Source organism: Thalassoroseus sp. (assembly GCF_984380535.1).
In genome coordinates this window covers 29,274-50,411 of sequence record NZ_CFHRBF010000006.1, presented here as the reverse complement: position 1 = coordinate 50,411, position 21,138 = coordinate 29,274, and the positions used below count along the sequence as shown (strand labels likewise).

At 55.5% G+C, this 21,138-nt stretch carries 16 protein-coding genes; 6 read left to right on the top strand and 10 right to left on the bottom strand.

The genetic code is table 11. The annotated features are described in order from the left end of the window. Positions 1-236: 236 nt before the first annotated feature. Positions 237-3,170: a DUF1553 domain-containing protein gene (locus AC5DDB_RS09450; RefSeq protein WP_491739468.1), complete on the bottom strand. Its 2,934-nt coding sequence runs from the start codon at positions 3,168-3,170 to the stop codon at positions 237-239. Between the two features lie 202 nt (positions 3,171-3,372). Between AC5DDB_RS09450 and AC5DDB_RS09445 the strand changes: the two genes are divergently transcribed. Beyond that, a complete protein-coding gene (locus AC5DDB_RS09445) occupies positions 3,373-4,569 on the top strand; it encodes a pyridoxal phosphate-dependent aminotransferase (RefSeq protein ID WP_491739467.1) in 1,197 nt (398 codons plus the stop codon). A 28-nt stretch (positions 4,570-4,597) separates the two neighbouring features. Here AC5DDB_RS09445 and AC5DDB_RS09440 read toward each other — a convergent pair whose 3' ends face one another. From AC5DDB_RS09440 to AC5DDB_RS09425, 4 genes are all read right to left on the bottom strand, one after another. Beyond that, a complete protein-coding gene (locus AC5DDB_RS09440) occupies positions 4,598-4,915 on the bottom strand; it encodes a type II toxin-antitoxin system RelE/ParE family toxin (RefSeq protein ID WP_491739704.1) in 318 nt (105 codons plus the stop codon). 67 nt (positions 4,916-4,982) lie between these two features. Next, positions 4,983-5,228: a ribbon-helix-helix domain-containing protein gene (locus AC5DDB_RS09435; RefSeq protein WP_491739466.1), complete on the bottom strand. Its 246-nt coding sequence runs from the start codon at positions 5,226-5,228 to the stop codon at positions 4,983-4,985. A 121-nt stretch (positions 5,229-5,349) separates the two neighbouring features. Then, positions 5,350-6,678, bottom strand: a complete 1,329-nt coding sequence (locus AC5DDB_RS09430; RefSeq protein ID WP_491739465.1) for a neutral/alkaline non-lysosomal ceramidase N-terminal domain-containing protein — start codon at positions 6,676-6,678, stop codon at positions 5,350-5,352. 59 nt (positions 6,679-6,737) lie between these two features. Beyond that, positions 6,738-7,943 (bottom strand): M42 family metallopeptidase, encoded by a 1,206-nt coding sequence (locus AC5DDB_RS09425; RefSeq protein WP_491739464.1) that lies wholly within the window; start codon positions 7,941-7,943, stop codon positions 6,738-6,740. A gap of 24 nt (positions 7,944-7,967) precedes the next feature. Here AC5DDB_RS09425 and AC5DDB_RS09420 point away from each other — a divergent pair, with 24 nt between their 5' ends. The 4 genes from AC5DDB_RS09420 to AC5DDB_RS09405 all read left to right on the top strand — a co-directional run bounded on the left by AC5DDB_RS09420 (position 7,968) and on the right by AC5DDB_RS09405 (position 13,438). Beyond that, positions 7,968-9,314: a sulfatase family protein gene (locus tag AC5DDB_RS09420; RefSeq protein ID WP_491739463.1), complete on the top strand. Its 1,347-nt coding sequence runs from the start codon at positions 7,968-7,970 to the stop codon at positions 9,312-9,314. After that, entirely contained in the window at positions 9,311-10,783 is a 1,473-nt protein-coding gene (locus AC5DDB_RS09415; RefSeq protein WP_491739462.1) for a hypothetical protein, read from the top strand. Before AC5DDB_RS09420 ends, AC5DDB_RS09415 begins: the two co-directional genes overlap by 4 nt. 76 nt (positions 10,784-10,859) lie before the next feature. Further along, the gene (gene xylB, locus AC5DDB_RS09410) at positions 10,860-12,395 is read left to right on the top strand and encodes a xylulokinase (RefSeq protein WP_491739461.1); all 1,536 of its coding nucleotides are present in this window, start codon (positions 10,860-10,862) and stop codon (positions 12,393-12,395) included. Positions 12,396-12,481: 86 nt separating this feature from the next. Next, positions 12,482-13,438 (top strand): ornithine cyclodeaminase family protein, encoded by a 957-nt coding sequence (locus AC5DDB_RS09405; RefSeq protein ID WP_491739460.1) that lies wholly within the window; start codon positions 12,482-12,484, stop codon positions 13,436-13,438. 140 nt (positions 13,439-13,578) lie between these two features. On the opposite strand, the gene AC5DDB_RS09400 is transcribed toward AC5DDB_RS09405, so the two are convergent. Continuing rightward, entirely contained in the window at positions 13,579-13,908 is a 330-nt protein-coding gene (locus AC5DDB_RS09400; protein WP_491739459.1) for a Rieske (2Fe-2S) protein, read from the bottom strand. A 562-nt stretch (positions 13,909-14,470) separates the two neighbouring features. Here AC5DDB_RS09400 and fusA point away from each other — a divergent pair. Continuing rightward, positions 14,471-16,612, top strand: coding sequence for an elongation factor G (gene fusA / locus AC5DDB_RS09395; protein WP_491739458.1), 2,142 nt, complete (start codon positions 14,471-14,473; stop codon positions 16,610-16,612). A gap of 58 nt (positions 16,613-16,670) precedes the next feature. Here the strand turns inward: fusA and AC5DDB_RS09390 are convergent, their stop codons facing one another. From AC5DDB_RS09390 to AC5DDB_RS09375, 4 genes are all read right to left on the bottom strand, one after another. Further along, entirely contained in the window at positions 16,671-17,558 is an 888-nt protein-coding gene (locus AC5DDB_RS09390) for a triphosphoribosyl-dephospho-CoA synthase (protein WP_491739457.1), read from the bottom strand. A 26-nt stretch (positions 17,559-17,584) separates the two neighbouring features. Further along, on the bottom strand, positions 17,585-19,048 hold the full coding sequence (locus tag AC5DDB_RS09385) for a serine/threonine protein kinase (RefSeq protein WP_491739456.1): 1,464 nt from the start codon (positions 19,046-19,048) through the stop codon (positions 17,585-17,587). A 163-nt stretch (positions 19,049-19,211) separates the two neighbouring features. Continuing rightward, the gene (locus AC5DDB_RS09380) at positions 19,212-20,282 is read right to left on the bottom strand and encodes an acyl-CoA dehydrogenase family protein (protein WP_491739455.1); all 1,071 of its coding nucleotides are present in this window, start codon (positions 20,280-20,282) and stop codon (positions 19,212-19,214) included. 121 nt (positions 20,283-20,403) lie between these two features. Continuing rightward, a complete protein-coding gene (locus tag AC5DDB_RS09375; RefSeq protein ID WP_491739454.1) occupies positions 20,404-21,123 on the bottom strand; it encodes a carboxylesterase family protein in 720 nt (239 codons plus the stop codon). Positions 21,124-21,138 lie beyond the last annotated feature (15 nt).

Here is a 21,138-nt window from a genome sequence, read left to right as displayed (position 1 = left end):
CCAGCGATGTTTGAATGTCTAATCATGCCCACGACGCTAAATCGCTGCAATTTCCTGCACTGCTGGCTCGTCCAGCAGTGTTTTTAGCGACTCCCCGATGGCTGGTCACTAGCACTGCCAGGCAAGCTAGCAGTGGCACACAACTTCTTTCTTGTTAACAGTTTGTGTTTCCAGCAACCTCACAAGTTAACAATCCACAGTAAACACCCTACAACTCAGAAGGCGTTGCGACACCATCAGTCTTTCATCATGACCGAGTCGAGATTCAGCAGTACGTTGCCGACAACGGTCCAGGCGGCCGCTTCCGGCGGTGACAAACCTTCAGGAAGTGGACCAAGTGGATCAGTCGCCAATTTCTGAGCATCTTCTGGTTGGGTTTCGTATGCCGCCATTGTGTCGGTGTAGAGCGTTTCGAGCGTCTGCAATTCCTGATTTGTCGGCGGACGCACCAGGCACAATTCTAGACCAAATTTCAGGCGATCCCGGACCGAGTCACCATTTCGCCAAATCCGGCGACCAAGCGCTTGGGACATCTCCACATATGCTGGATCGTTCATCGTCACGAAGGCTTGCAACGGCGTATTCGTACGAATGCGACGGATGTTGCAAATCTCGCGACTTGGCGCATCGAACGTGGCCATCGCGGGGTAGGGCACCGTGCGACGCCAGAACGTGTAAATCCCTCGCCGATAGCGGTCCAGACCGGTGCTTGTATCCCACTTGCGATCACGCCCGTTAAACGCTGCTCGCCACAGCCCTTCGGGTTGCGGGGGAAACACCGACGGTCCGCCGATTTTTCGAGCCAACAACCCACTCAGCACTAACGCCTGATCGCGAACTGTTTCCGCTTTCAACCGGAATCGTGGACCACGTGCATACCATTGGTTGCTCGGGTCACGTTCGCGTTTGTCGTCGGTGATGCGAGAAGACTGACGATAAGTCGCGGACATCACAATTGTCCGCATGAAGGCTTTCATGTCCCAGCCTGTACGGACGAGTTCCGTCGCCAACCAATCGAGTAATTCCGGATGGCTGGGCAGTTCGCCTTGCGTTCCGAAGTCTTCTTCCGTCACCACCAAACCGCGTCCGAAGAATTGAGCCCAGAACCGATTTGCGGTCACACGGGCGGTCAATGGGTTGTCCGGGTGCACTAACCAACGGGCAAGTTCCAACCGATTCCACTCGCCATCCGGCTGAGGACCAAATGCAAATTCTGCCGGCACGCTTGGTTCGACTGCGGGCCCAGGTGAAAGAAAGTTTCCCTTGAGCATCAGGAACGTCTTGCGGTGTTTGTCTGTCGGCAATTCGCGAAGCACTGGCACGGTCGGCAACGCAGGCATTTGTTTTTCGAGAGCCGCGATTTCCTTCCGCAACGGACTTAGTAACGGCGTGAGCTCACGAAAGTATTTCGCGAGTTTCTCGACCTGTGTGGGCGACCGCTTATCTGCGGGTGTTTTGACAATTGCCTCGATATCAGCCGGAAGCTGAACCCCGCCGGTTGGTTGCACCGCGAGGTCCGGTTGAGGTGGCTTTAACGCTTTCGATCGGAACACGGGCTTCCGATTTTCATCGAGCAACACAACGTGAAAGTCACTCAGCCGAGAACCAACGTTGCCGTCCGTGCGGTTCCACACCACGACCCGGTCAACGGGAACAAGTCCATTCAAATCGACTTCCCACCAGGGATCGTGCTCAATCTTCGTGTGTGTGGTCGATTTCGCATCGAAGTAGTGGCCGTTGGTGTTGCCATCGATCGCAAGTTTCGCAGGGCCATCGTAGTCCACCGAAGACTGCGTCGCTGATCCACTCGTCGCGATGTTCTCCCCATCCGAGAACACTTGGACTTCCGCAAGCGAAAGCATCCGCGATTTCCCCGGCAACTCAATCCGCACGAACCGGGCATGGGTTTTGTCCGGGGATTCGCCGAGTGACTTGAGCGTCTCGGCTTCCCATTTCGACTGCGCTGCCGCGATCTCGGGTGTCGTGATCTTCAGTTGAGCTGTCAACCGATCGATCCGGGCTTGGTATTCCGCCCGAACATGCGAGATAGCGGTGGTCGGGTCAGACATCGTGGGAGCTTCGTTGCTGCGGTCGGCGTCCTCGGTTTGATTGAAGATCGCGTAGGTTTCGTAATACTCCTCTTGGGCAATCGGGTCGTACTTATGGTTGTGACATTTCGCGCACCCCATCGTCAGACCCATCCAAACCTGCAAGGTGGTATCGACACGGTCCTTCACCGCAGCGACGCGAAATTCCTCGTCATCGGTACCGCCTTCGGTGTTGGTCATCGTGTTGCGATGGAACGCGGTCGCCACAATCTGTGCGGGTGTCGCATTCGGTTGCAAGTCACCGGCTAACTGGTCGATCGTAAACTCGTCGAACGGTTGATTGGCATTAAATGCATTGATGGTCCAATCTCGATATGGCCAAATCGTGCGGAGCGGATCAGACCCATACCCCGCGCTGTCGGCATACCGAGCCAAGTCCAACCACAATGCCGCCCAACGTTGCCCGAACGCAGGATCACTCAGAAACCGATCGACAAGCCGTTTGTAGGCTCCCGGTTTGTTGTCGCTGAGGAACTGCTCGACTTCCGCCCGGCTTGGAGGCAATCCCCGCAGGTCCAAACTCACCCGCCGAAGGATCGCATACCGATCGGCTTCCGGTTCGGGCGTGAACCCATGCTCTTCCATCACCGCGAGCGTAAAAAAATCAATCGCATTTCGGGGCCATTCGTTGTGCTTCACGCTGGGAAGTCTCGGACGGACCGGTTTGACGAACGACCAATGCTTCGCGTATTTCGCTCCGCTTGCGATCCATTCCGTCAGAATTTTCACATCGTTCGCGGTCAATTCATGCCCCGAATCCGCTGGCGGCATTCGCAGCGATTCGTCCTCGGTGGTGATCCGTGTGACCAATTCGCTGGCCTTCGGATCGCCTGGCACAACGGCAACCGCTCCCGTGAGCAACTCCGTCGTGGCTCCCTCACGGGTATCGAGACGCAAATCCGCCTCGCGGGATTCTTCATCAGGACCGTGACACGAAAAACAATTTCGAGCCAACACAGGGCGGACTTTCGTCGCGAAATCCGGTCCGTCCGCCGCCTGTACGATGCCTTGGCTCGAAACCCACGCAAGCGAAAAAGCGAATATGGATAAACGTGGAGACATGAATCCTCCCGGATCGACCTCGAAAATCTGGCGAATCAGCGAACCTCATTATATCAGAAGTATCCGATGGTTGCCGAGCGTGCGGGCATTCGGTCTGGAACTGACCGGATTGCGTGTCCGACTCGCTTGACGAGATTCGCAACGAGCGAAACAATCACCACCGAACGACCATTTTGTGACGAGACCTCAAGGAACGCGTGACATGCAACTCTCCGCCCTAGTTCAAAAATTGCAACCATCCGCCACAATCGCCGCCGCGGCTTTGGCGAAAGAGTTGAAAAGTACGGGCGTGAAAGTTTACGAGTTCACGCTGGGCGAACCGGATTTCACCACGCCGGAGCACATCTGTCAGGCTGCCAAAGACGCGATGGATGCCGGGCACACACACTACACTGCCGCAACCGGCATCGTCGAATTGAAGAAGGCCATCGCAGATTCCTACGAACGGGAATACGGCGTTAGTTATGCACCGCAGCAGGTCACGGTGAGCAACGGAGCAAAACACTCCATCCACAATGTACTCACCGCGTTGTGCGGGCCGGGTGACGAAGTCATCATCCCGACACCGTACTGGGTGAGCTACAGCGCATTGGTCGAACTCACGGGCGCCACCCCCGTCCTCGTGCCTACGACGGAAGAAAGCGGTTTCTGTCTTTCCGCCGAACAGTTCGCCGCCGCGATCACCCCCAAGACGAAACTGTTGATGCTCAACAACCCGTGCAATCCCACGGGAGCGGCTTATCCGGTTGAAACTCTCGAACAGCTCGCGCGAATCTGCGTCGAGAAAGACATTCCGGTGTTGTCCGATGAAATCTACGAGAAACTTATCTACCCCGGTTCGGAGTTCCGCTGTTTTGCCAGTTTCGGCGAAGACGTGAAAGCCCGGACGATCATCGTTAGCGGAGTCAGCAAAGCGTACGCAATGACCGGTTGGCGGATCGGTTGGACACTCGCCCCGCAAGACGTCACCGCCGCGATGGCGAAGTTGCAAAGCCAAGAAACTTCCAACCCGTGCAGCATCAGCCAGTACGCGGCCATCGCTGCGTTGAATGGGCCGCAAGAGTCCGTGGAAACCATGCGGCAAGAGTTCGAAAAACGTCGGGAGTATGTGCTCGGCCGATTGCGAGCGATTCCCGGTTTAACATTCGCCGAACCTGGCGGAGCGTTTTACGCGTTCTTCAATGTCTCGTCATACTTCGGCAAAACGACGGCGGGCGGAAATACCTTCAATGATGCTTCCGAATTCTGCACCGCGTTGCTCAACGAGGGCCATGTCGCACTCGTCACGGGAGACGCCTTTGGTGCCCCAGGTTATGTCCGGCTGTCCTTTGCAACCGGCATGGACGTCCTCGAAGCCGGTTTGGATCGCCTGGAAAACTTCTTGAAGACCGCCACGTAGGATTCTTATAGACCGTGAGTTCGCGAACTCACGGTCGCTCCGAACGTTTCAATTCTGCAAGCAAGAACTCAACTTCCAACGCGAGTTTTGGCTCAATTTCCGCCAACCTTGCGGGAATGTCCATCGAAGCGTGAATCACCGCGATGACGATGATTCGCCCTTCGATGCCCGTTTCGCAGACTAATAGGTGCTTCGCGACGCGATAAAATTTGAGACTGTCGTGAAAGGCCGGCTCCTCACGCAGCACGTCCGGCTCTGCCAAGATTCGGCTGATGCTTGCTTCCAGTTTATCGAGATACTGGTTCGCGGTGCGTTGGCCGAATTGCTTAATCGAGTAACGCTCGATGCTTGCAATTCGTGGATCGCCCGTTCCGTCAAATGCAGGCTCGGCTTGGTCCTCGACTTTTTGGCCACTATTTGACCTTCTTCAACAGACGACGAAGATCCCCTTTGAACTCGTGAGTGCGACCTTGGATGGCGTCTTGGTAACCCTCGAGAATCGCATCACGAGCGGCGGCAGCTTCCTGACGATTCTTTTGCTGCCGCAGGAGGTCTCGTACGAACTCACTTGGTGTTGCGTACAACGTTCCGTCGCCGGAATTCGCATCGACAAACGCGCGAAGTTCATCCGTCAAAGAGAGATTGATTGAACTTCCCATGCTTAGCATCCTGTATTCACGTAACGACCAAACCAAGACTAAATTGCGTGACGAATAATGTCAATATTTGTCACGCAACCGCCCTCAGAGCGTATTCCCGAGCAAGTCCGTTTTTTCCCGATCACTCACTTGCGAGTTTCAGTGCGGTGTTGACGATGCGGTCTTCGAGACCGGCTTTCCATTTGGAGGGTTGTTGGTAGTAGATCATCGAGCGTTCGCCTTCATAACCGCCTTCGATCAACACGCGTTCGGACGGGATGTACGCCATCACGTCATTCGCGTAGCCGGTCGCCCAGACAGTTTTACCAGGGAGAGTGGCTTTCAAGCGGATCGCGTAATCCACCACGACTTCCCCACCGAGCGCGACCCAGGTCAGTTCGTCAGCGAATTTCCAGACCTGAATCGGGTAGGCGTAGTCATCGCGAATCTTCCCGAGTTTCTTCGCTTCGTTCAGCAAATACTTTGCTCGTTGTTGTTCATAGTGATCCCCGTTCTCCGCAGTGGATTTCAGTTCCTCTTCGGTGGGAATGGAATCGAAGGGCAGATCGATCGTGGTCCAACTTGTCGTCACGGGTGATTTGAGTTCCGTTAGCGACGGCAACACGGCTTCCACGCCGAGGGCCAACATGCGTCCGTACATCTGAGCGAGTTCAATCTGCCGACGGGGCAACGGATTCGAATCGGCTCCGCAACCAGTGAAGAACAGGGCCACGGCCCCCGGATGCCGTTCTTCCAAGTCGATCGCCGCGAACCCGGCGTAGTCGCCGTTCCACTGCTGAATACCGAGCGTTGTGTTATGACAAGCGTATCCGAAAATGATCCCTAACGGTTCTTTCGAGCCAGGAGCGTAGGCTGCTAATACAGGAACGGTGTGATCGACCGGACCTTCACCGAGCGGCGGACGACGATTCGTCGCGAATCCGCATTGCCCGGTGCCGTATTTCAGAACCGCTGGTTCCAGGTTTTCGATGGCAGTCTCAATAAGCTTCGTGACCTTGCCGTCTAGAATCTTTTGGTACTTCCGCACTTGTGCCCAGTCGGATTCATCCATCCGTAGCATGTGACTCAGCCGGTCATCCAACGCAGGTCCGCAATGCGTATGCGAGCAAGCAAACATGATGTTTGCTCGTGGTATATCGTGGGATTTTTCGATCGCCGCACTGATTCCGTTCGTCATTTCCGGAGACACGCTGACCACATCCAATGCCACCATCACAATCGTGGTGTCATTCGAATCACGAAAAGCAGCAGCTCGGGCGTGCAAATCGTGGAGCTTGCCGTCAGCCGGTTCGGTTCGGCCACCGTAACCGTTCAGCCATTGCGGTTCATCCGGTGTGATGACCACTTTCGCAAAACCGGCTTGCCAGGTCGGTTTGGCATCGTCGGCGAAGATCGGTTGTGTCATCAACAACAATAACAGCGCAGCAGTCGGACAAAATCGGTAAGACATCGTTGTAGTCCTCATGGAGTTCGGTCGATGCGTGAGCGCGGGGAACGCAAATCGTCGTTTTATTTGGCGGTGGGGGTGAAGTCGGTATTGCCGTCGATCGAAAGACAGAACAACGCGATTAGTCGCGAGGCGTTCTTGATATCATCGAGCGAAACGACTTCCACCGGGCTATGCATGTAGCGGTTTGGAATGCCGATGATTCCCGTTGCAGCTCCCGCTCGGTTGATCTGGAGTGCGTTGCCATCGTTGCTCGCGGCTCGGGAGATCGCGGTGGTTTGGAAGGGAATGTCGTTTTCCCGCGCGAGTTTGGCGAGACGGTCGTAAACATGCGGATTGACGTTCGGCCCGCGAAACACGACTGGTCCCGCCCCAAGTTTGACGAGGCCGAATTTGTTTTGATCGATGTCGGGGCAATCGGTTGCGTGGGTCACGTCCACCGCGATGCCGATTTGCGGATCGATTCGAAACGCTGCTGTCCGGGCACCGCGTAGACCGATTTCCTCGGCGACCGTCGAAACGGCAAACACGCCCGCTTTGGCCTTCTCCGCAGCGACTTGCCGAAGTGCATCCATCACCACCCACACACCGACGCGGTCATCCATCGCCGCAGCCGAGGCGAAACCATTCCGCATTTCTCGAAAACCCAGCTCCAGCGTGACCGGGTCACCAATCCGCACCAGTTCCAGGGCTTCGTTCTGATCACGGACGCCGATGTCCATCCAAAGTTGCTGAATCTCGGGGACCTTTTTGCGTTCGGCGTCGGTCAACAAGTGAATCGCTTTGCGGGCAACGACGCCGTTGATCGGACCATTGTCACTCCACACAACAAGTTTCTGACCCAACAGCATTTGCATGTCCCAGCCACCGACGGGGCTGAGTCGCAAGAAACCCATGTCGTCGATGTGCTGCACCAAAAACCCGATTTGGTCGCAGTGACCGGCCAACATGATTCGCATGGAAGCATCTGCGTTGACCGCCGCCGTCACGTTGCCATGCCAGTCGGTCGAAATGTCATTCGTGAACGCACCTGCGTACTCGCGAACAACATTTTGAATGCGGGCTTCATCTCCTGAGGTTCCCGGCGTGTTTAACAACGCCTTGAGAAAACCTAACTCGCTCTCGTTCATCATTTCCCCTTCGTCACTGAGTTTTCGTGCGTGAAGTATAGCGGTATGATCGGGAAGTTTCAGTAGGTCAGGCAGTGCCTGACGATTCTTCGTGACTCCAACACGCTTTGCGGCTCCAATACACTTCGCGTCAGGCATAGCCTGACCTCCGTGAGGGAAATTATGAAGCGACTCCATCTCTTCCGAATCTTGTGCGGGATTCTCGTCGGCATTGCCTCGACGATGCAACTTTCTGCGGCAGACCGTCCGAATGTGGTGATGATCATTTCCGATGATCAAGCCTGGGGCGATTACGGGTTCATGGGTCATGAACACATCGAAACACCGCACCTCGACAAGCTCGCGAAAGAGTCGCTTACATTCACTCGTGGGTATGTGCCAGACAGTTTGTGTCGACCGTCGCTAGCGACAATCGTGACCGGCCTGTATCCGCATCAGCATGGCATCGTCGGGAATGATCCGCCGCCGCCGGAAGACTTGAAAAACGCTCCCAAGGGCAAACAACGCCAAGACCCGCGTTATCTACAGCAGCGAATCAAGTACATCGAGCACATCGACGACGACCCGACGCTCGCCGGGATTTTGGCGGAGCAGGGGTATCTCAGTCATCAATCCGGCAAATGGTGGGAAGGGCACTTCTCACGTGGCGGGTTCACTCACGGTATGACGCACGGCGATCGCACACGCGGCGGTCGACATGGCGACAAAGGGCTGACAATCGGTCGCCAAGGACTCCAACCAATTGCTGATTTCCTCGACATGACGGAGAAAGAAGACAAACCGTTCTTCGTGTATTACGCACCATTCCTGCCACACACGCCCCACAATCCGCCGGAACGTTTGCTCAAGAAGTACCAAGACAAAACGCCGCACCTGCCGGTCGCGAAATACTGGGCGATGTGCGAATGGTTCGACGAAACTTGCGGGGAATTGCTGGGGATGCTCAACGATCGCGGGCTGACCGAAGACACCATCGTCGTTTACGTGACCGATAACGGCTGGATCAATCGCACCGACCGCAGCGCGTACGCCGAGCGTTCCAAACGGTCTCAATACGACGGCGGACTTCGCACGCCGATCACAATTCGTTGGCCAGGAAAAGTCGCCCCGAAGATGGATCGTGAACACGCGGTGAGCTCGATTGATATTGTGCCCACATTGCTGGCCGCTCTCGACTTGCCAAAGACAGAAGAAATGGAAGGCATCAACCTCCTTGATGCCGATGCCGTCGCGAATCGCAAGGCGATCTTTGGCGAGATCCTCGAACATGATATCCGTCACATGACGGACCCGGCCGCCAGTCTGATGTATCGTTGGACAATTGCCGACCGTTGGAAGTTGATTGTGCCGAACGAGGCACTTGAACCGGATGCCGAGGTCGAACTGTTCGATCTCGAAGCTGATCCGCACGAGCAACACAACCTTGCCGATCAGCAGAAGAAAGTGGTCGCCAGACTGACCCGACAACTCAATCAGTGGTGGAATCCAACCACGAAAGCTGCCCAATGAGTCGGCATTCGATCGAGATCCGCGACAGTCAAACGGCGGAACGGTTTCTCCTGCTGAGTTTGCCGCTGCAAAGCGTGCGACCGCTTTCGCAGGAGACCATTTCGACGGTGCTGTCGTGGTGTCTTGAAGCGGCTGTCGAAGGTGCTCCGTTGCCGCCGGCGGGTTTCGTCGGCGACTTAGGGCACCTCGCCTTCCCGACTTTCACGGACGATCATTCGCACAAACGACTCGCAGCGGACTCGTGGCTTCCGTCTTCCTTGTGGCGGCAATACGAAGACCAAGTCCTCGGCAAACTCTACGTAGATTCTTCGTTCGAACGCGGTGTGGATGGACTGGCGAGATTTCCCGCCCCACGGGACCGGGCCAAAGGCCTGGCATTTATTCTGCGTCAAATTACACGACGGGCGGGGTTTGTCGGGGTCTCACTAAGTCCGGCAGTCATCAAGGAATTACAACGTCGGACGCCGGGTGATGTACTGCGACAAACGTCGGAGGTGCTCAGCGAAGACGTGTCGAGCGAGCAGGAGCAAATCGTCGAACTCTACCGATCTCTGATTGCCGGCGTGCGAAATCTTGGCGAAGTCCTGGGTGTGGAAGACGTGTTCGAACTCGAGCACGGTACTGCTCTGGCGGGTTATGGCCAACGGTTCGCGTTGCGTCAAACGCTTAGTGTGGCGGCCGAACTTCGCGAGTCGCTGCCGTCCAAACCGCCGCGTCCGTTAGTGCGTCGACAAGCGATCGCCACGAAGATTTCCGACGAAGACTTGTATCCGGTTGGCGGATTTTCTTCGATTTCCAACCGCGGGAGCATCGAAAGTTTGCTGCACTCGCAGCTTGCATATATGGAGCCGAACACGGCCGACGAATCCTCACGTCCCGATATGTTCGACGTGAAATACCTTCGCGACGAGTTGCTGTACTATTCCCGCGACGAAAACCAGTTCTTCCGCCGACGTCGGCATTTTCTGTTCGTGCTCTCGCCGGACCTGTCCACGATTCGCGCCAAAGATGCCGGGCAGAAGTTTCAACGGATCATCTACGTCCTCGGCGTCTTGGTTGCGGCGGTCCACACCCTCACGGAGTGGTTGGGCGAAGATGCGTTGCTGTTCGAGTTCGTCTTTCTCACAGAATCCAAAGACCAGTCCAAACCGAAAACACCGCTGACCGACGAATACGACTTACTCTCCATGCTGCTGCGAGAACCCATCGCCACGGGAACAGTTCAACTTTCGAAGCGGGACGAAACTGAACTTCGCAGCCAAGCCGAGTCGCACAGCCGACGTAGCTTGGTACATCTGATCGACGTCTCGACCGAACCTCGGCAACCACTTATCGACAACACATTACGAACGCGATTCGACGTGGGCCAATCTGATCCGGTCCTGGCGATCGACGAAGAACCTAACACCGAACCGATGACATGGGCCGAGTCGCTGGCCTTCCTTTCGACAAGTTGCTTGAGTGAATAACACGCCACGTACTTGCGTCGCGAACCGACTCGGCTTATCAAACCATTAAACACACGACAGACACGGAGCTACATCGATGAGCGTTTACCTGGGCATTGACATTGGCACGAGTGGCACGAAAACGCTCGCGATTCACGTCGACGGAACGATCCTGGCTTCAGCGACTGCGGTCTATCCGCTTTCCAATCCCAAACCCGGTTGGTCGGAGCAGAACCCCGAAGACTGGTGGCAAGCCACAATCAAAAGCGTTCGCGAGGTTCTCAAGAAGGGCAACATCGCGGCTGAATCGGTCAAGGGGATCGGCCTCTCCGGGCAAATGCACGGGAGCGTGTTTCTCGATGCCAATCATGACGTGATCCGTCCCGCAATCCTCTGGAACGACGGTCGCACCACCGAACAATGTCAGCAGATCGAATCTGCAGCAGGCGGGCGGAAAGAACTGATTGAACTCGTCGCCAACCCGGCTCTCGAAGGGTTTACCGCTCCGAAGATTCTATGGCTTCGACAGTATGAACCCGAAAACTTCGAGCGTACGCGACAAGTCTTGCTCCCGAAGGACTACATCCGTTTCCGCCTGACGGGGGAATTTGCAACGGAAGTCAGCGACGCTTCCGGCACCTTGTTGCTCGACGTCAAAAACCGGAAGTGGTCGGATCGGTTGCTTGAATTGTTACAACTCGACCGAACCCTGCTACCAACGGTCTACGAGTCCATCGAAGTCAGCGGAAAACTGACGGCAGCGGTTGCCGACCAATTAGGTTTGCCGTCCGGTGTGCCGGTGGTCGGTGGTGGTGGTGACCAAGCTGCCGGTGCGGTCGGGAATGGAATCGTCGAAAGCGGTGTGATTTCAGCAACGATGGGCACGAGCGGAGTCGTCTTTGCCCACAGTGACGAAGTGCAGATCGATCCCGCCGGACGGGCTCACACCTTCTGCCATGCGGTGCCGGGAAAATGGCATATCATGGGCTGTATCCTGAGTGCAGGCGGTTCGCTGCAGTGGTATCGCAATCATCTCGGAGGAGCTGAAAGCCTGACCGCAGAAGCGATGGGCGTCGACCCTTACACACTGATCACAGCCCAAGCCGAGCAAGCCCCACGTGGCAGCGAGGGGTTGTTTTTCCTGCCATATCTCACCGGCGAACGGACGCCCCACTGTGACGCCAACGCACGGGCTTGCTGGATCGGTCTTTCGCTTCGGCACGGCAAGTCGCACATGGCTCGCTCGGTGATTGAAGGTGCGACATACGCCATGCGGGATTGCTTGGAAATCATCAGAGAACTCGGCGTGCCGATTTCGGAAATCCGCGTCTCTGGTGGCGGTGCCCGCAGCCAGTTTTGGCGACAACTCCAGGCGGATATCTACGGGCAAGAGGTTTGTTCGATCAACGCGGAAGAAGGCCCCGCCTATGGTGTGGCACTTCTCGCCGCTGCGGGAACCGGTGCGTATTCCAGCATCGAAGAGGCGTGCCGGTCGACAATCCGCGTCGTCAACCGAGTTCCCAGCGAACCACAAGCGGTCGATGTGTACAATCAAGCATACCCAGTTTTCCGGCGACTGTATCAATCGTTGAAAGGCGACTTCGCCACCATCGCCAAACTGGTCGGAAGTTGATCGTTCAGTCAATAGGGGTCAGGAGGTACGCCGAATTTTTGGTGTCCTGATCCCTTTTATCGCCCCTGTCCATGAAAGGCTCGTTCATGCCGGCTCTATTCCTCTCCGAAGACGACGTTCGTGAACTGGCCGACATCGATTTGGCACTCGATACAGTCGAGAGAGCTTTCGCGGCTTTGGCGGAAGGAACGGCCCATAATATCCCCCGGCGAAGAGCCAAATCCCCGGGAATCTGGTTGCACGGGATGCACGCGTCGGCGGAGTATCTCGGTGTCTCGGGTTGGAAGTTCTACACGACAACGAAACACGGAGCAAAGTTCCATGTGGGCTTGTATGACAACAAAAGTGGCGAACTGATCGCGATGATCGAAGCCGACGAACTGGGTCGGCTTCGCACAGGTGCAGCCAGCGGCGTTGCCACCGAAGCCATGGCCCGTCTCGATGCCAGTGTGGTCGGCCTATTTGGAACCGGTCGGCAAGCACGCACGCAACTTCAAGCGGTTTGCAAGGTCCGGAAGATCGAACGGGTCGAAGTTTACAGCCGGAACGCCGAACGCTGTGCCCAATTCGCGGAAGAAATGAGCGAACTCTGCGTGACGGAAGTGGTTTCGGTGCATCGCCCCGACGAAGCCGCCGCCGACAAAGACATTATCATCACCGCCTCTTCGGCGAAAACTCCGGTATTTGACGGCCGCGTTCTCGTGGACGGCACGCACCTTAACATCATTGGTTCCAATTCGTTACAGAAAACCGAGGTCGATGCCGTGACCGTGCAGCAGGCCGATCACATCGTGTGTGACAGTATCGAAGCCTGCCAACTGGAAGCCGGTGATTTCCAAGAAGCGTTGCAACTCGGCATGACCGACTGGCGATTGATGCACGACCTCGCAGATGTCGTCTCTGGCCAACAAACCGGTCGCGCTACGCCGGAAGATATCACCTTGTTCAAATCCGTCGGTCTAGCCATCGAAGACGTCGCCCTCGCCAAGGCAATCTACGATCGCGCACAGAGCGAAAATGTCGGTCAGCAATTGCCTTTCTAACTTTACACTACTCTTCCACCGGTGCCTGATCAGACCGGTTAACGGAAACCACCCTAGCAAACGAGTTGCAAATCCCCCCAAAACCGAGCCAACAGCCGCAAGACTCTGATCCCTGATCCCTGATCCCTGGTCCCTTGCCCCTAGTCCTCATCCGGTTCCGGCACCCGGACTTGAACTTTGCCGTCCACGACGCGGACTTCGAACGTGTCGGTGGAGATTTTCGATTTCGGATTATCGAGCCACGAACCGTCCCGCACACAGAACCGCCAAGCATGCCACGGGCAATACACGGTTCCGTCTTCGACGTGTCCACCTGCCAGAGAGGCTCCCATGTGCGGGCAAAAATCGTTAATGGCGTGGCACCCGTCTTCCAATCGGAATACCGCGACCATCCGCCCATTGACCGGAAATGCCCGGCCTTCTCCCATGGGAATTTCGTCCTCGTTGGCCACGGTTTCAAAATCGGCCATGCTCCGTCATCCTTTCGTTTGTCCACCGGGTTCTGCGTCGTCAATTCGTGTTCTGGCCATAGAAATATCAGCTGTCGACCCGTAAAGTTTAGTCAGATTTGTCAAAAATTCAGCGTTCTTCGGAGTTTATCAAGAATTCCTCTTTTCAGGACCGGTTGACAACTGTAGGATTTCCGCGAAAGCGTAGAAGCTGTTCGGTTGGTGACCGATTTGCTCCTCTTTCCTGCGTCCGCCTGCTTTGCTTGCCTCGTGACCCAGACAACCCTCACCCGGGAGACGGTTCAATGGTTTCACCATAACAGCGTACAGAGAAATAAGTTGAGTCAACGATTGCGCTGTCGCAGTTGAAAGTCGACACGACATTGTCGACAACCATTGAAACGTAGATGTGCTTGCCCTTAACAAGATTTTCGAGCTGTTCTCTATCCTTGTGACCGAATAAACGGCTCGGCGGTCCTGTCAAATCAGTTTTAAAGATTCGTTTGTTACCTTCCTTTTCGCCCACGCCAGGGTTGATACCCCCCGGCTGGCCGATTCACCTCGATCTAGCTTTGTAGATGCCATGAAGGATCTCACCAAACACCGCAACATCGGAATTTCCGCTCACATCGATTCGGGTAAAACCACCCTGACCGAGCGGATCTTGTTTTATTCCGGCCGGATTCACCGTATTCAAGAGGTGAAAGGCAAAGACGGCGGTGCCACCATGGACTCCATGGACTTGGAGCGTGAAAAAGGCATCACGATTCAATCCGCAGCGACTTTTGTCGAGTGGATGGGCCATTCAGTCAACGTTATCGATACCCCAGGCCACGTGGACTTCACTGTGGAAGTCGAACGGAGCTTGCGTGTACTCGACGGTGCGATCCTCGTGCTGTGTGCGGTCGGCGGCGTGCAAAGCCAGTCGCTGACCGTGGACCGCCAAATGAAGCGGTACCAAGTTCCGCGGATTGCGTTCATCAACAAGATGGACCGCACCGGAGCGAATCCAGACAACGTCATGAAAGCCATGAAGGAAAAGCTCGGCGTGACCCCACTGCCGTTGCAAATCCCCATGGGCAGCGAAGAAAACTTCAAAGGCGTCATCGACCTGATCAAGATGAAAGCCGTTTACTTCGATGGCGACAACGGCGAAACCATCCGTCGGGAAGAGATTCCGGCCGAGTACAAAGAACAAGCCGAAGAAGTTCGTAGCGAGATGCTCGAAACGCTCTCGATGTATGACGACGAACTGATGATGGCTTTGCTCGAAGAAACCGAAATCGACGAGCAACGGATTCATGAACTCGTCCGCGAAGTCACGCTGCAACAAGATGTGACCCCGGTCCTGATGGGTTCGGCTTACAAGAACAAAGGTGTTCAAGAAGCCCTCGACGCGGTTGTGCGGTACTTGCCTTCGCCGCTCGATCGTACCGTGAGCGCCATGGACATCAAGAGCCTGGAAGCCGCCCACTCGAACGAAGACGGCAGCCCTTCGGAACCGAAAAAGATTCCATTGGCAGCCGACGACACCAAACCGCTGGTTTCGATGGCGTTCAAAACCGTCGTTGAGCAGTTTGGCCAGTTGACATACTTCCGGATTTACCAAGGGGAAATCAAGAAGGGCGACAGCTACTACAACATGCGAACGGGCAAGAAAGTCCGGTTCGGTCGGTTGGTGCGGATGCACGCCGATTCCCGTGAAGACATCGAACAAGCCGGTGCCGGTGATATTATCGCCGTCGTGGGCGTCGATTGTGCTTCAGGGGACACGTTCTGCGGTGAAGGCGTCAACATGACGTTGGAAAGCATTTTCGTGCCGGAGCCTGTTGTTCGTCGCTCGATCGAACCGCTAACTCGGGACGGGGCCGACAAACTCGGTAAAGCCCTCGAACGCTTCCGTCGTGAAGACCCGACCTTCCAAGTCACCTCCGACGAGGAAACGGGCGAAACGATTGTCGCGGGCATGGGTCAGTTGCACCTCGATGTTTACATCGAACGAATTCGTCGCGAATACGGTGTCGAGTGTAGCGTGGGTGACCCCAAGGTCGCCTACCGGGAATGCCCGACTCGTCCGGTCAGCTACGACTTCCGTCACAAGAAGCAGTCTGGTGGTTCCGGTCAGTTCGCTCACATCAAAGGCCGTTTGGAGCTTCTCGAAGAGGACGCCGAAAACCCCTACGAATTCGTGAACGAAGTGACTCAAGGGCGGATTCCGAAAGAATACATTCCGGCCGTCGACCAAGGCTTCCAACAGGGTATTGTTAAAGGCCCGCTTGGTGAGTGGGAAGTCGTGGGTGTGCGAATGGTTCTGGACGACGGTCAGTACCACGAAGTCGACTCGTCGGAAATGGCGTTTAAGATTTGTGCGTTCAACTGCATGCGGGACACACTGCTCAAATCGAAGATGGCGGTTCAAGAACCGATCATGAATATCGAAATCGAAGTCCCGGATGAGTTCCAAGGAACGGTTTCCGGTCACCTTTCGAGTAAGCGGGGCATTATCACTTCATCGGAAGTTCGACATGGCACCGCGGTGATTTACGCCGAAGTGCCGTTGGCTTCGATGTTTGACTATGCCAACGAACTCCGCTCGCTGACGCAAGGTAAAGGAACCTTCAGCATGGAGTTCGCGAAGTATCGTCAACTGCCGGGAAGTCTCCAAGACGAAGTCATCAAACGTCGTCAGATGGAGAAAGAAGAACGCATGGCGATGTCTCGCTAATCGCTTCTCGCTTGATCGCAATACAGAGCCGCATCGGTTTTCAATCGATGCGGCTTTTTTACGTTGGTTTGGGAAACGGGCAGCAGGGTGGCTCGATCCACCTATCCCGGAGCGCTGCAAACAAGATGGCGGCGATGAGATCGGCGGTTGTCCCGGGATTGCGACGATTGCTGTCCGCTCGCAGCCATTGATCAAACCATCGGTAAGCGTCCTGCCGCTCCTCTCCCGCTGGCTTCGACAACACGTACTTTGCCCGCATGCTCGCATCGGCTGAAACGACCGATCCACATTTGCGAGTAATCAGCGAATCAGGAATACGAGCCAGCAATTTCAATTGGAGCTCGACGACTGCTTGCTCCCAGACGCGGTTCGGTCTTCCAGTCTGGGAGTTCTCATACCAGGCATAGAACAGGTCTTTCAGCCCATTGCGCAAAACATCCTCAAAGTCGTTGGCGTATTGACGAGCAATGGAGTCGCGATCGGCAGCCAATTCCATGGCGGCTTTGAGCGTGATCGTTGGCACTTGATGAATGTCGGCTTCATCCGCTGCCCCCATCCCGCCTGGATTGGCAAGGCGGATGGCTTCATAAACCAATCGGGCGTCGTCGACGGTCAATCGGTTTAGCAAATCGAAAATGCCAACATCCAGAGGAACCGACATCGGAACCGCGGCCAGGGGTGCGATCAGCAACACGATACCGAGGTTCGCATTCGAACCCACGTGGCGGTTGGTAGCTACAATCGCATCAAGAATGACCTGTCCAACGCTACGTTGACTCGCATCCGCAAGAATTGGGGCGATGATGCGGGCAGCGTCGACGAAGTCTTCGTAGTGCAAATCGTCAAACGAAGCTCCCGGATGCACATTCCCCGCTTTGCGAGCGGTGGCCTCTAACAGGCAAGCCGTCTGAATGCAGTTGACCAAGTGCGAATGTGAATCGTCCACGAACACAACGCTCGAAAAAGAGCAGCTTAACCGTCTTCCTTGGAAATCGGAATGTTGGTCTTAATTGGCTTCTCTTCGGTGGCGAAGTTTGCGATCAACACCGTCGCCACCAAACAGACGAGAATTAGCACAGCCCCCAGAATGGTGATTGTGCGTTTGCTCATCCACATCCCGAAGACTTCTTCTCCCAGCAAAATCTCCTGGCTGTTGCCCGTCGAAGAGTCGCTCTTCTTCCGAGACATTCTGGGGGGCAGGGCACTGCCGCCTTGCATCTGTAATTGGGGTCGAGACCTCGCCACCGTCGACTGCTGCGATTCTTCGATATACTTCAGCGTCGTCAGGTCTTTGCCGACCAGCAACAACGTGCGACAGTGAATACAACGCCCGCGTCGTCCCTTGTGTTCCGGTCGCAGGGGCAGATCGACCTTGCACTTCGGACAGGCCACTAAGCCGGGCTTTCCCTTGGAAATCAACTTCTGCGGACGCCTTGGCGCCGTCATCGACGGTTTGGCCGTCTCCGCCCCCATCTTGCGGATCGCTGGCGAAGATCCGCGCTTCTGCTGTCCCGACCGAGTTTTGATCTGAGGATTCGACTTAGGTCGGACAACTGCGGACGACTTCGAACGACAACCAGAAAGCACTGCCTCGGCGAACTCAACGCAGGTCGAAAAGCGATCTCGAGGAGATTTCGCCAAGCCACGATGGACCGCTTGGGCCAATTCATTGGAAACAGACGGGTTCACTTCTTGCAGTGGCTTCGCCGCTTTTTTGGTTTGGTTCACCATTGTCGCCGAACTGGTCGGGCCGATCAACGGCGGCCGTCCGGTCAAGACCTCGTATACGCTGGTCGCTAGCGAATACTGATCCGCCCGGCCGTCACACCGCATTCCCATGACAATTTCCGGCGCGACATAATTCGGGGTGCCGACAATTGCACCGGCAGATGTCAGCCCAGGGTCTTCGTGGTACTCGGCAGTTTCCGCGAGAATCTTGGTCAGCCCGAAATCACCGAGGTAAACGTTGCCGTAATCGTCGAACAGCAAGTTGCCCGGTTTCACATCGCGATGCACGATGTTTTTCTGGTGCATGAAGTCGAGTGCCTTGGCAACGTCAGGCAACCAATCCGAGAGCGAATTGACGTTCATCCCACGGGACGATTTTCGCAAACGATCTTGTAAGTCTCCACCGCCTAAAAATTGCATCACCACAAACGGGATGTGCTCGATTTCGTCACAATCGATAATTTTGACAATATGCGGATGACTGAGCGTGACAAGTAACTGTGACTCTTGTCGAAACCGAGTCAGGAAATTCTCATCTTCCAGATATCGACGGATTGGAACTTTGATCACCACATCGGTATTCAGACGTCCGTCGACGGCTTTGTAGACATGGGCCATGCTCCCGCCACCGAGCAGTTCGTGCAACTCGTAACGTCCCTCGCTGAGGGTTTTTCCCACCAGCTCTGCAGGGTCGAGTTGAGACATCATTGGCACTTTGGCCCCCTGTTTGCCACGGTGGTTTCCAAAAGAAAGCCGCGGTCACAAAGTTTGCGGATCGGGGAAGGGATCGTCCTGAGACATTTCCTGGTGACCATCTTTCCCGATTCACGAACTGAGTGAAAGGCCGTATGCGATTAAAAATTCTTCACAATTACGGCTCCTGATGGAACCCACAGGCGAACTCGCGAATCTGGGCATTTAATACGGGTTGGGGACACGACCATACGAGGAAGAACATTGCTTCCCGAACTCCGCGTTCGGCGGGATGACCACTTAAGAAGCCTGCGCCTTTCACCGCAGCTAAGTATGCCTGAGCGATCCGCAAAACCAGGGAGTTCGCATTCTGCCGGATGGATTCGTTCGAAAGCCGTGATTCGTTGGCCTCGGGGTTCATTGCACGTGAGACAAGATCGTGCAGCACGCTTTGGAAGGATTCGTACAGTGCCTGGTAACTCTCGACCAGATCGGGACGACGTTCCGCTTCATCGGCCATCCGGTTGAGAAGTCCCGCGGCGTGCCCGAGTGCAAGGGCGGAAGTCGTGAGTGAACCGGCACCACCGCCGGTACCGCTTTTCATCACATTCTCAATTGGACCAGCAACCAAATATCCTTTCGGAATACGGACACGATCCAAACTCACCGCGCCGGTCTGGGACCCGGTCAGTGCCAACAACTCGGGGGGTGATTCGACTTTCACACCATCCGAATCGGTCGGCAACATCATTAACGCTTGTGTCCCATCGGACTTTGTCCCGCCGACGAGAATCCAATCCGCTTGGCTGCCAGCAGTCACCCAAGGAATTCGCCCATCGAGTACGAAGCTGTCAGCTTCTTCCGACAATCGAACCGCAGGATCCTTGAGGTGTTGGCCGGATGTGGTGAGATGCGAAATCCCGACCGTGCAAAACGCTTCTCCCTGACAGAATCGCGGGAGAAGTTGGGACTTCAATTCCTCATTATCCGAACCGGCCAATCGTTGACATGCTCCGTTTCGCTGCGTCAGTACAAAGACCGATGTCAGATCGACCGCAGCCAAACGCAGATATCCGTGCGTCAGTTGCTCGGCGGAAATCGCCTCACCACCGAATTCTGCGGGGATGACCCAACTCAGCACATCGTGTTCGCGGTACAAATCCCAATTGTGTTGTGGCCACACCCGATCAGAATTTTGCTTCGCAGCGATCTGCTCCAATAGCGAATTCAATCGATCCGAACGAATCACGCTATCTGTGCTTGAAAGTGGCAGCGATTCCAAATCAGGTCGTAAGAGTGTCACAGTCTTAGTAGCCAAACCGAAGGATGGATCAAAGTGCGAAAGTCACGCAGCAAAGTTGTTACCAGGCTCACTTCGTGAGTTTGTGTGAGAGCAGCCATTCGTACAACTTGGGGTTTTCGTAGGTCTGTGTCCAAGAGTCGTGACCGACACCTTCATAGAGTGTCAATTTCGGCTCGCCGCCGGCTCGCTTCAAGGCCTCGATCATGTCTTTGGTGCGTTCTACCGGGACGGCCTGATCAGCGGTCCCATGAAAAGCCCAAATCGGGAGATGAGAGAGTTGCCGGGCATACCAGCGTTCTCCGCCCCCACAGATCGGTACGATCGCAGCAAACTTATGGGGAGCAAACGACGCCAAAGACCAAGTGCCAAAACCGCCCATGCTGAGACCGGTCACATAGATGCGATTTGGATCGACATGATAGCGAGACTCGAGATCTGTAATCAGTGCAAGCAATGGCAACGGCTCCCACCGCTGATCTTTCTTGCATTGTGGCGAGGCGACGATGAACGGAAACTCGTGCCCGTTGGCGATCATTTTCGGTGGGCCATGTTTCTTGACCAGTTCCAAATTGTCGCCCCGTTCACCGGCACCATGCAGAAACAGCACCAATGGCCACGAATCTTTCTCATCGTAGTCTTTTGGCAAATAGAGCAGGTAATCCATTTCGACCGGCACCTTCACAGCCAACTTTGCCGGTTTCTGCATCCCCGCATCGTCGGCCGCGACCGCGACTCGTTGACCGCTACTGACACCAAACAAACACAGCCAAAACAGAAGATGCTTCATGAGTAAGTTCCTAAC

What these genes read in the sequence shown, in the direction of transcription:
- AC5DDB_RS09445 (WP_491739467.1), top strand. Translation starts at nt 3,373, where the DNA reads ATGCAACTCTCCGCCCTAGTTCAAAAATTGCAACCATCCGCCACAATC.
- AC5DDB_RS09450 (WP_491739468.1), bottom strand. Translation starts at nt 3,170, where the DNA reads ATGTCTCCACGTTTATCCATATTCGCTTTTTCGCTTGCGTGGGTTTCG.
- AC5DDB_RS09415 (WP_491739462.1), top strand. Translation starts at nt 9,311, where the DNA reads ATGAGTCGGCATTCGATCGAGATCCGCGACAGTCAAACGGCGGAACGG.
- AC5DDB_RS09375 (WP_491739454.1), bottom strand. Translation starts at nt 21,123, where the DNA reads ATGAAGCATCTTCTGTTTTGGCTGTGTTTGTTTGGTGTCAGTAGCGGT.
- AC5DDB_RS09385 (WP_491739456.1), bottom strand. Translation starts at nt 19,048, where the DNA reads ATGATGTCTCAACTCGACCCTGCAGAGCTGGTGGGAAAAACCCTCAGC.
- AC5DDB_RS09430 (WP_491739465.1), bottom strand. Translation starts at nt 6,678, where the DNA reads ATGTCTTACCGATTTTGTCCGACTGCTGCGCTGTTATTGTTGTTGATG.
- fusA (WP_491739458.1), top strand. Translation starts at nt 14,471, where the DNA reads ATGAAGGATCTCACCAAACACCGCAACATCGGAATTTCCGCTCACATC.
- AC5DDB_RS09420 (WP_491739463.1), top strand. Translation starts at nt 7,968, where the DNA reads ATGAAGCGACTCCATCTCTTCCGAATCTTGTGCGGGATTCTCGTCGGC.
- AC5DDB_RS09425 (WP_491739464.1), bottom strand. Translation starts at nt 7,943, where the DNA reads ATGCCTGACGCGAAGTGTATTGGAGCCGCAAAGCGTGTTGGAGTCACG.
- xylB (WP_491739461.1), top strand. Translation starts at nt 10,860, where the DNA reads ATGAGCGTTTACCTGGGCATTGACATTGGCACGAGTGGCACGAAAACG.
- AC5DDB_RS09405 (WP_491739460.1), top strand. Translation starts at nt 12,482, where the DNA reads ATGCCGGCTCTATTCCTCTCCGAAGACGACGTTCGTGAACTGGCCGAC.
- AC5DDB_RS09435 (WP_491739466.1), bottom strand. Translation starts at nt 5,228, where the DNA reads ATGGGAAGTTCAATCAATCTCTCTTTGACGGATGAACTTCGCGCGTTT.
- AC5DDB_RS09400 (WP_491739459.1), bottom strand. Translation starts at nt 13,908, where the DNA reads ATGGCCGATTTTGAAACCGTGGCCAACGAGGACGAAATTCCCATGGGA.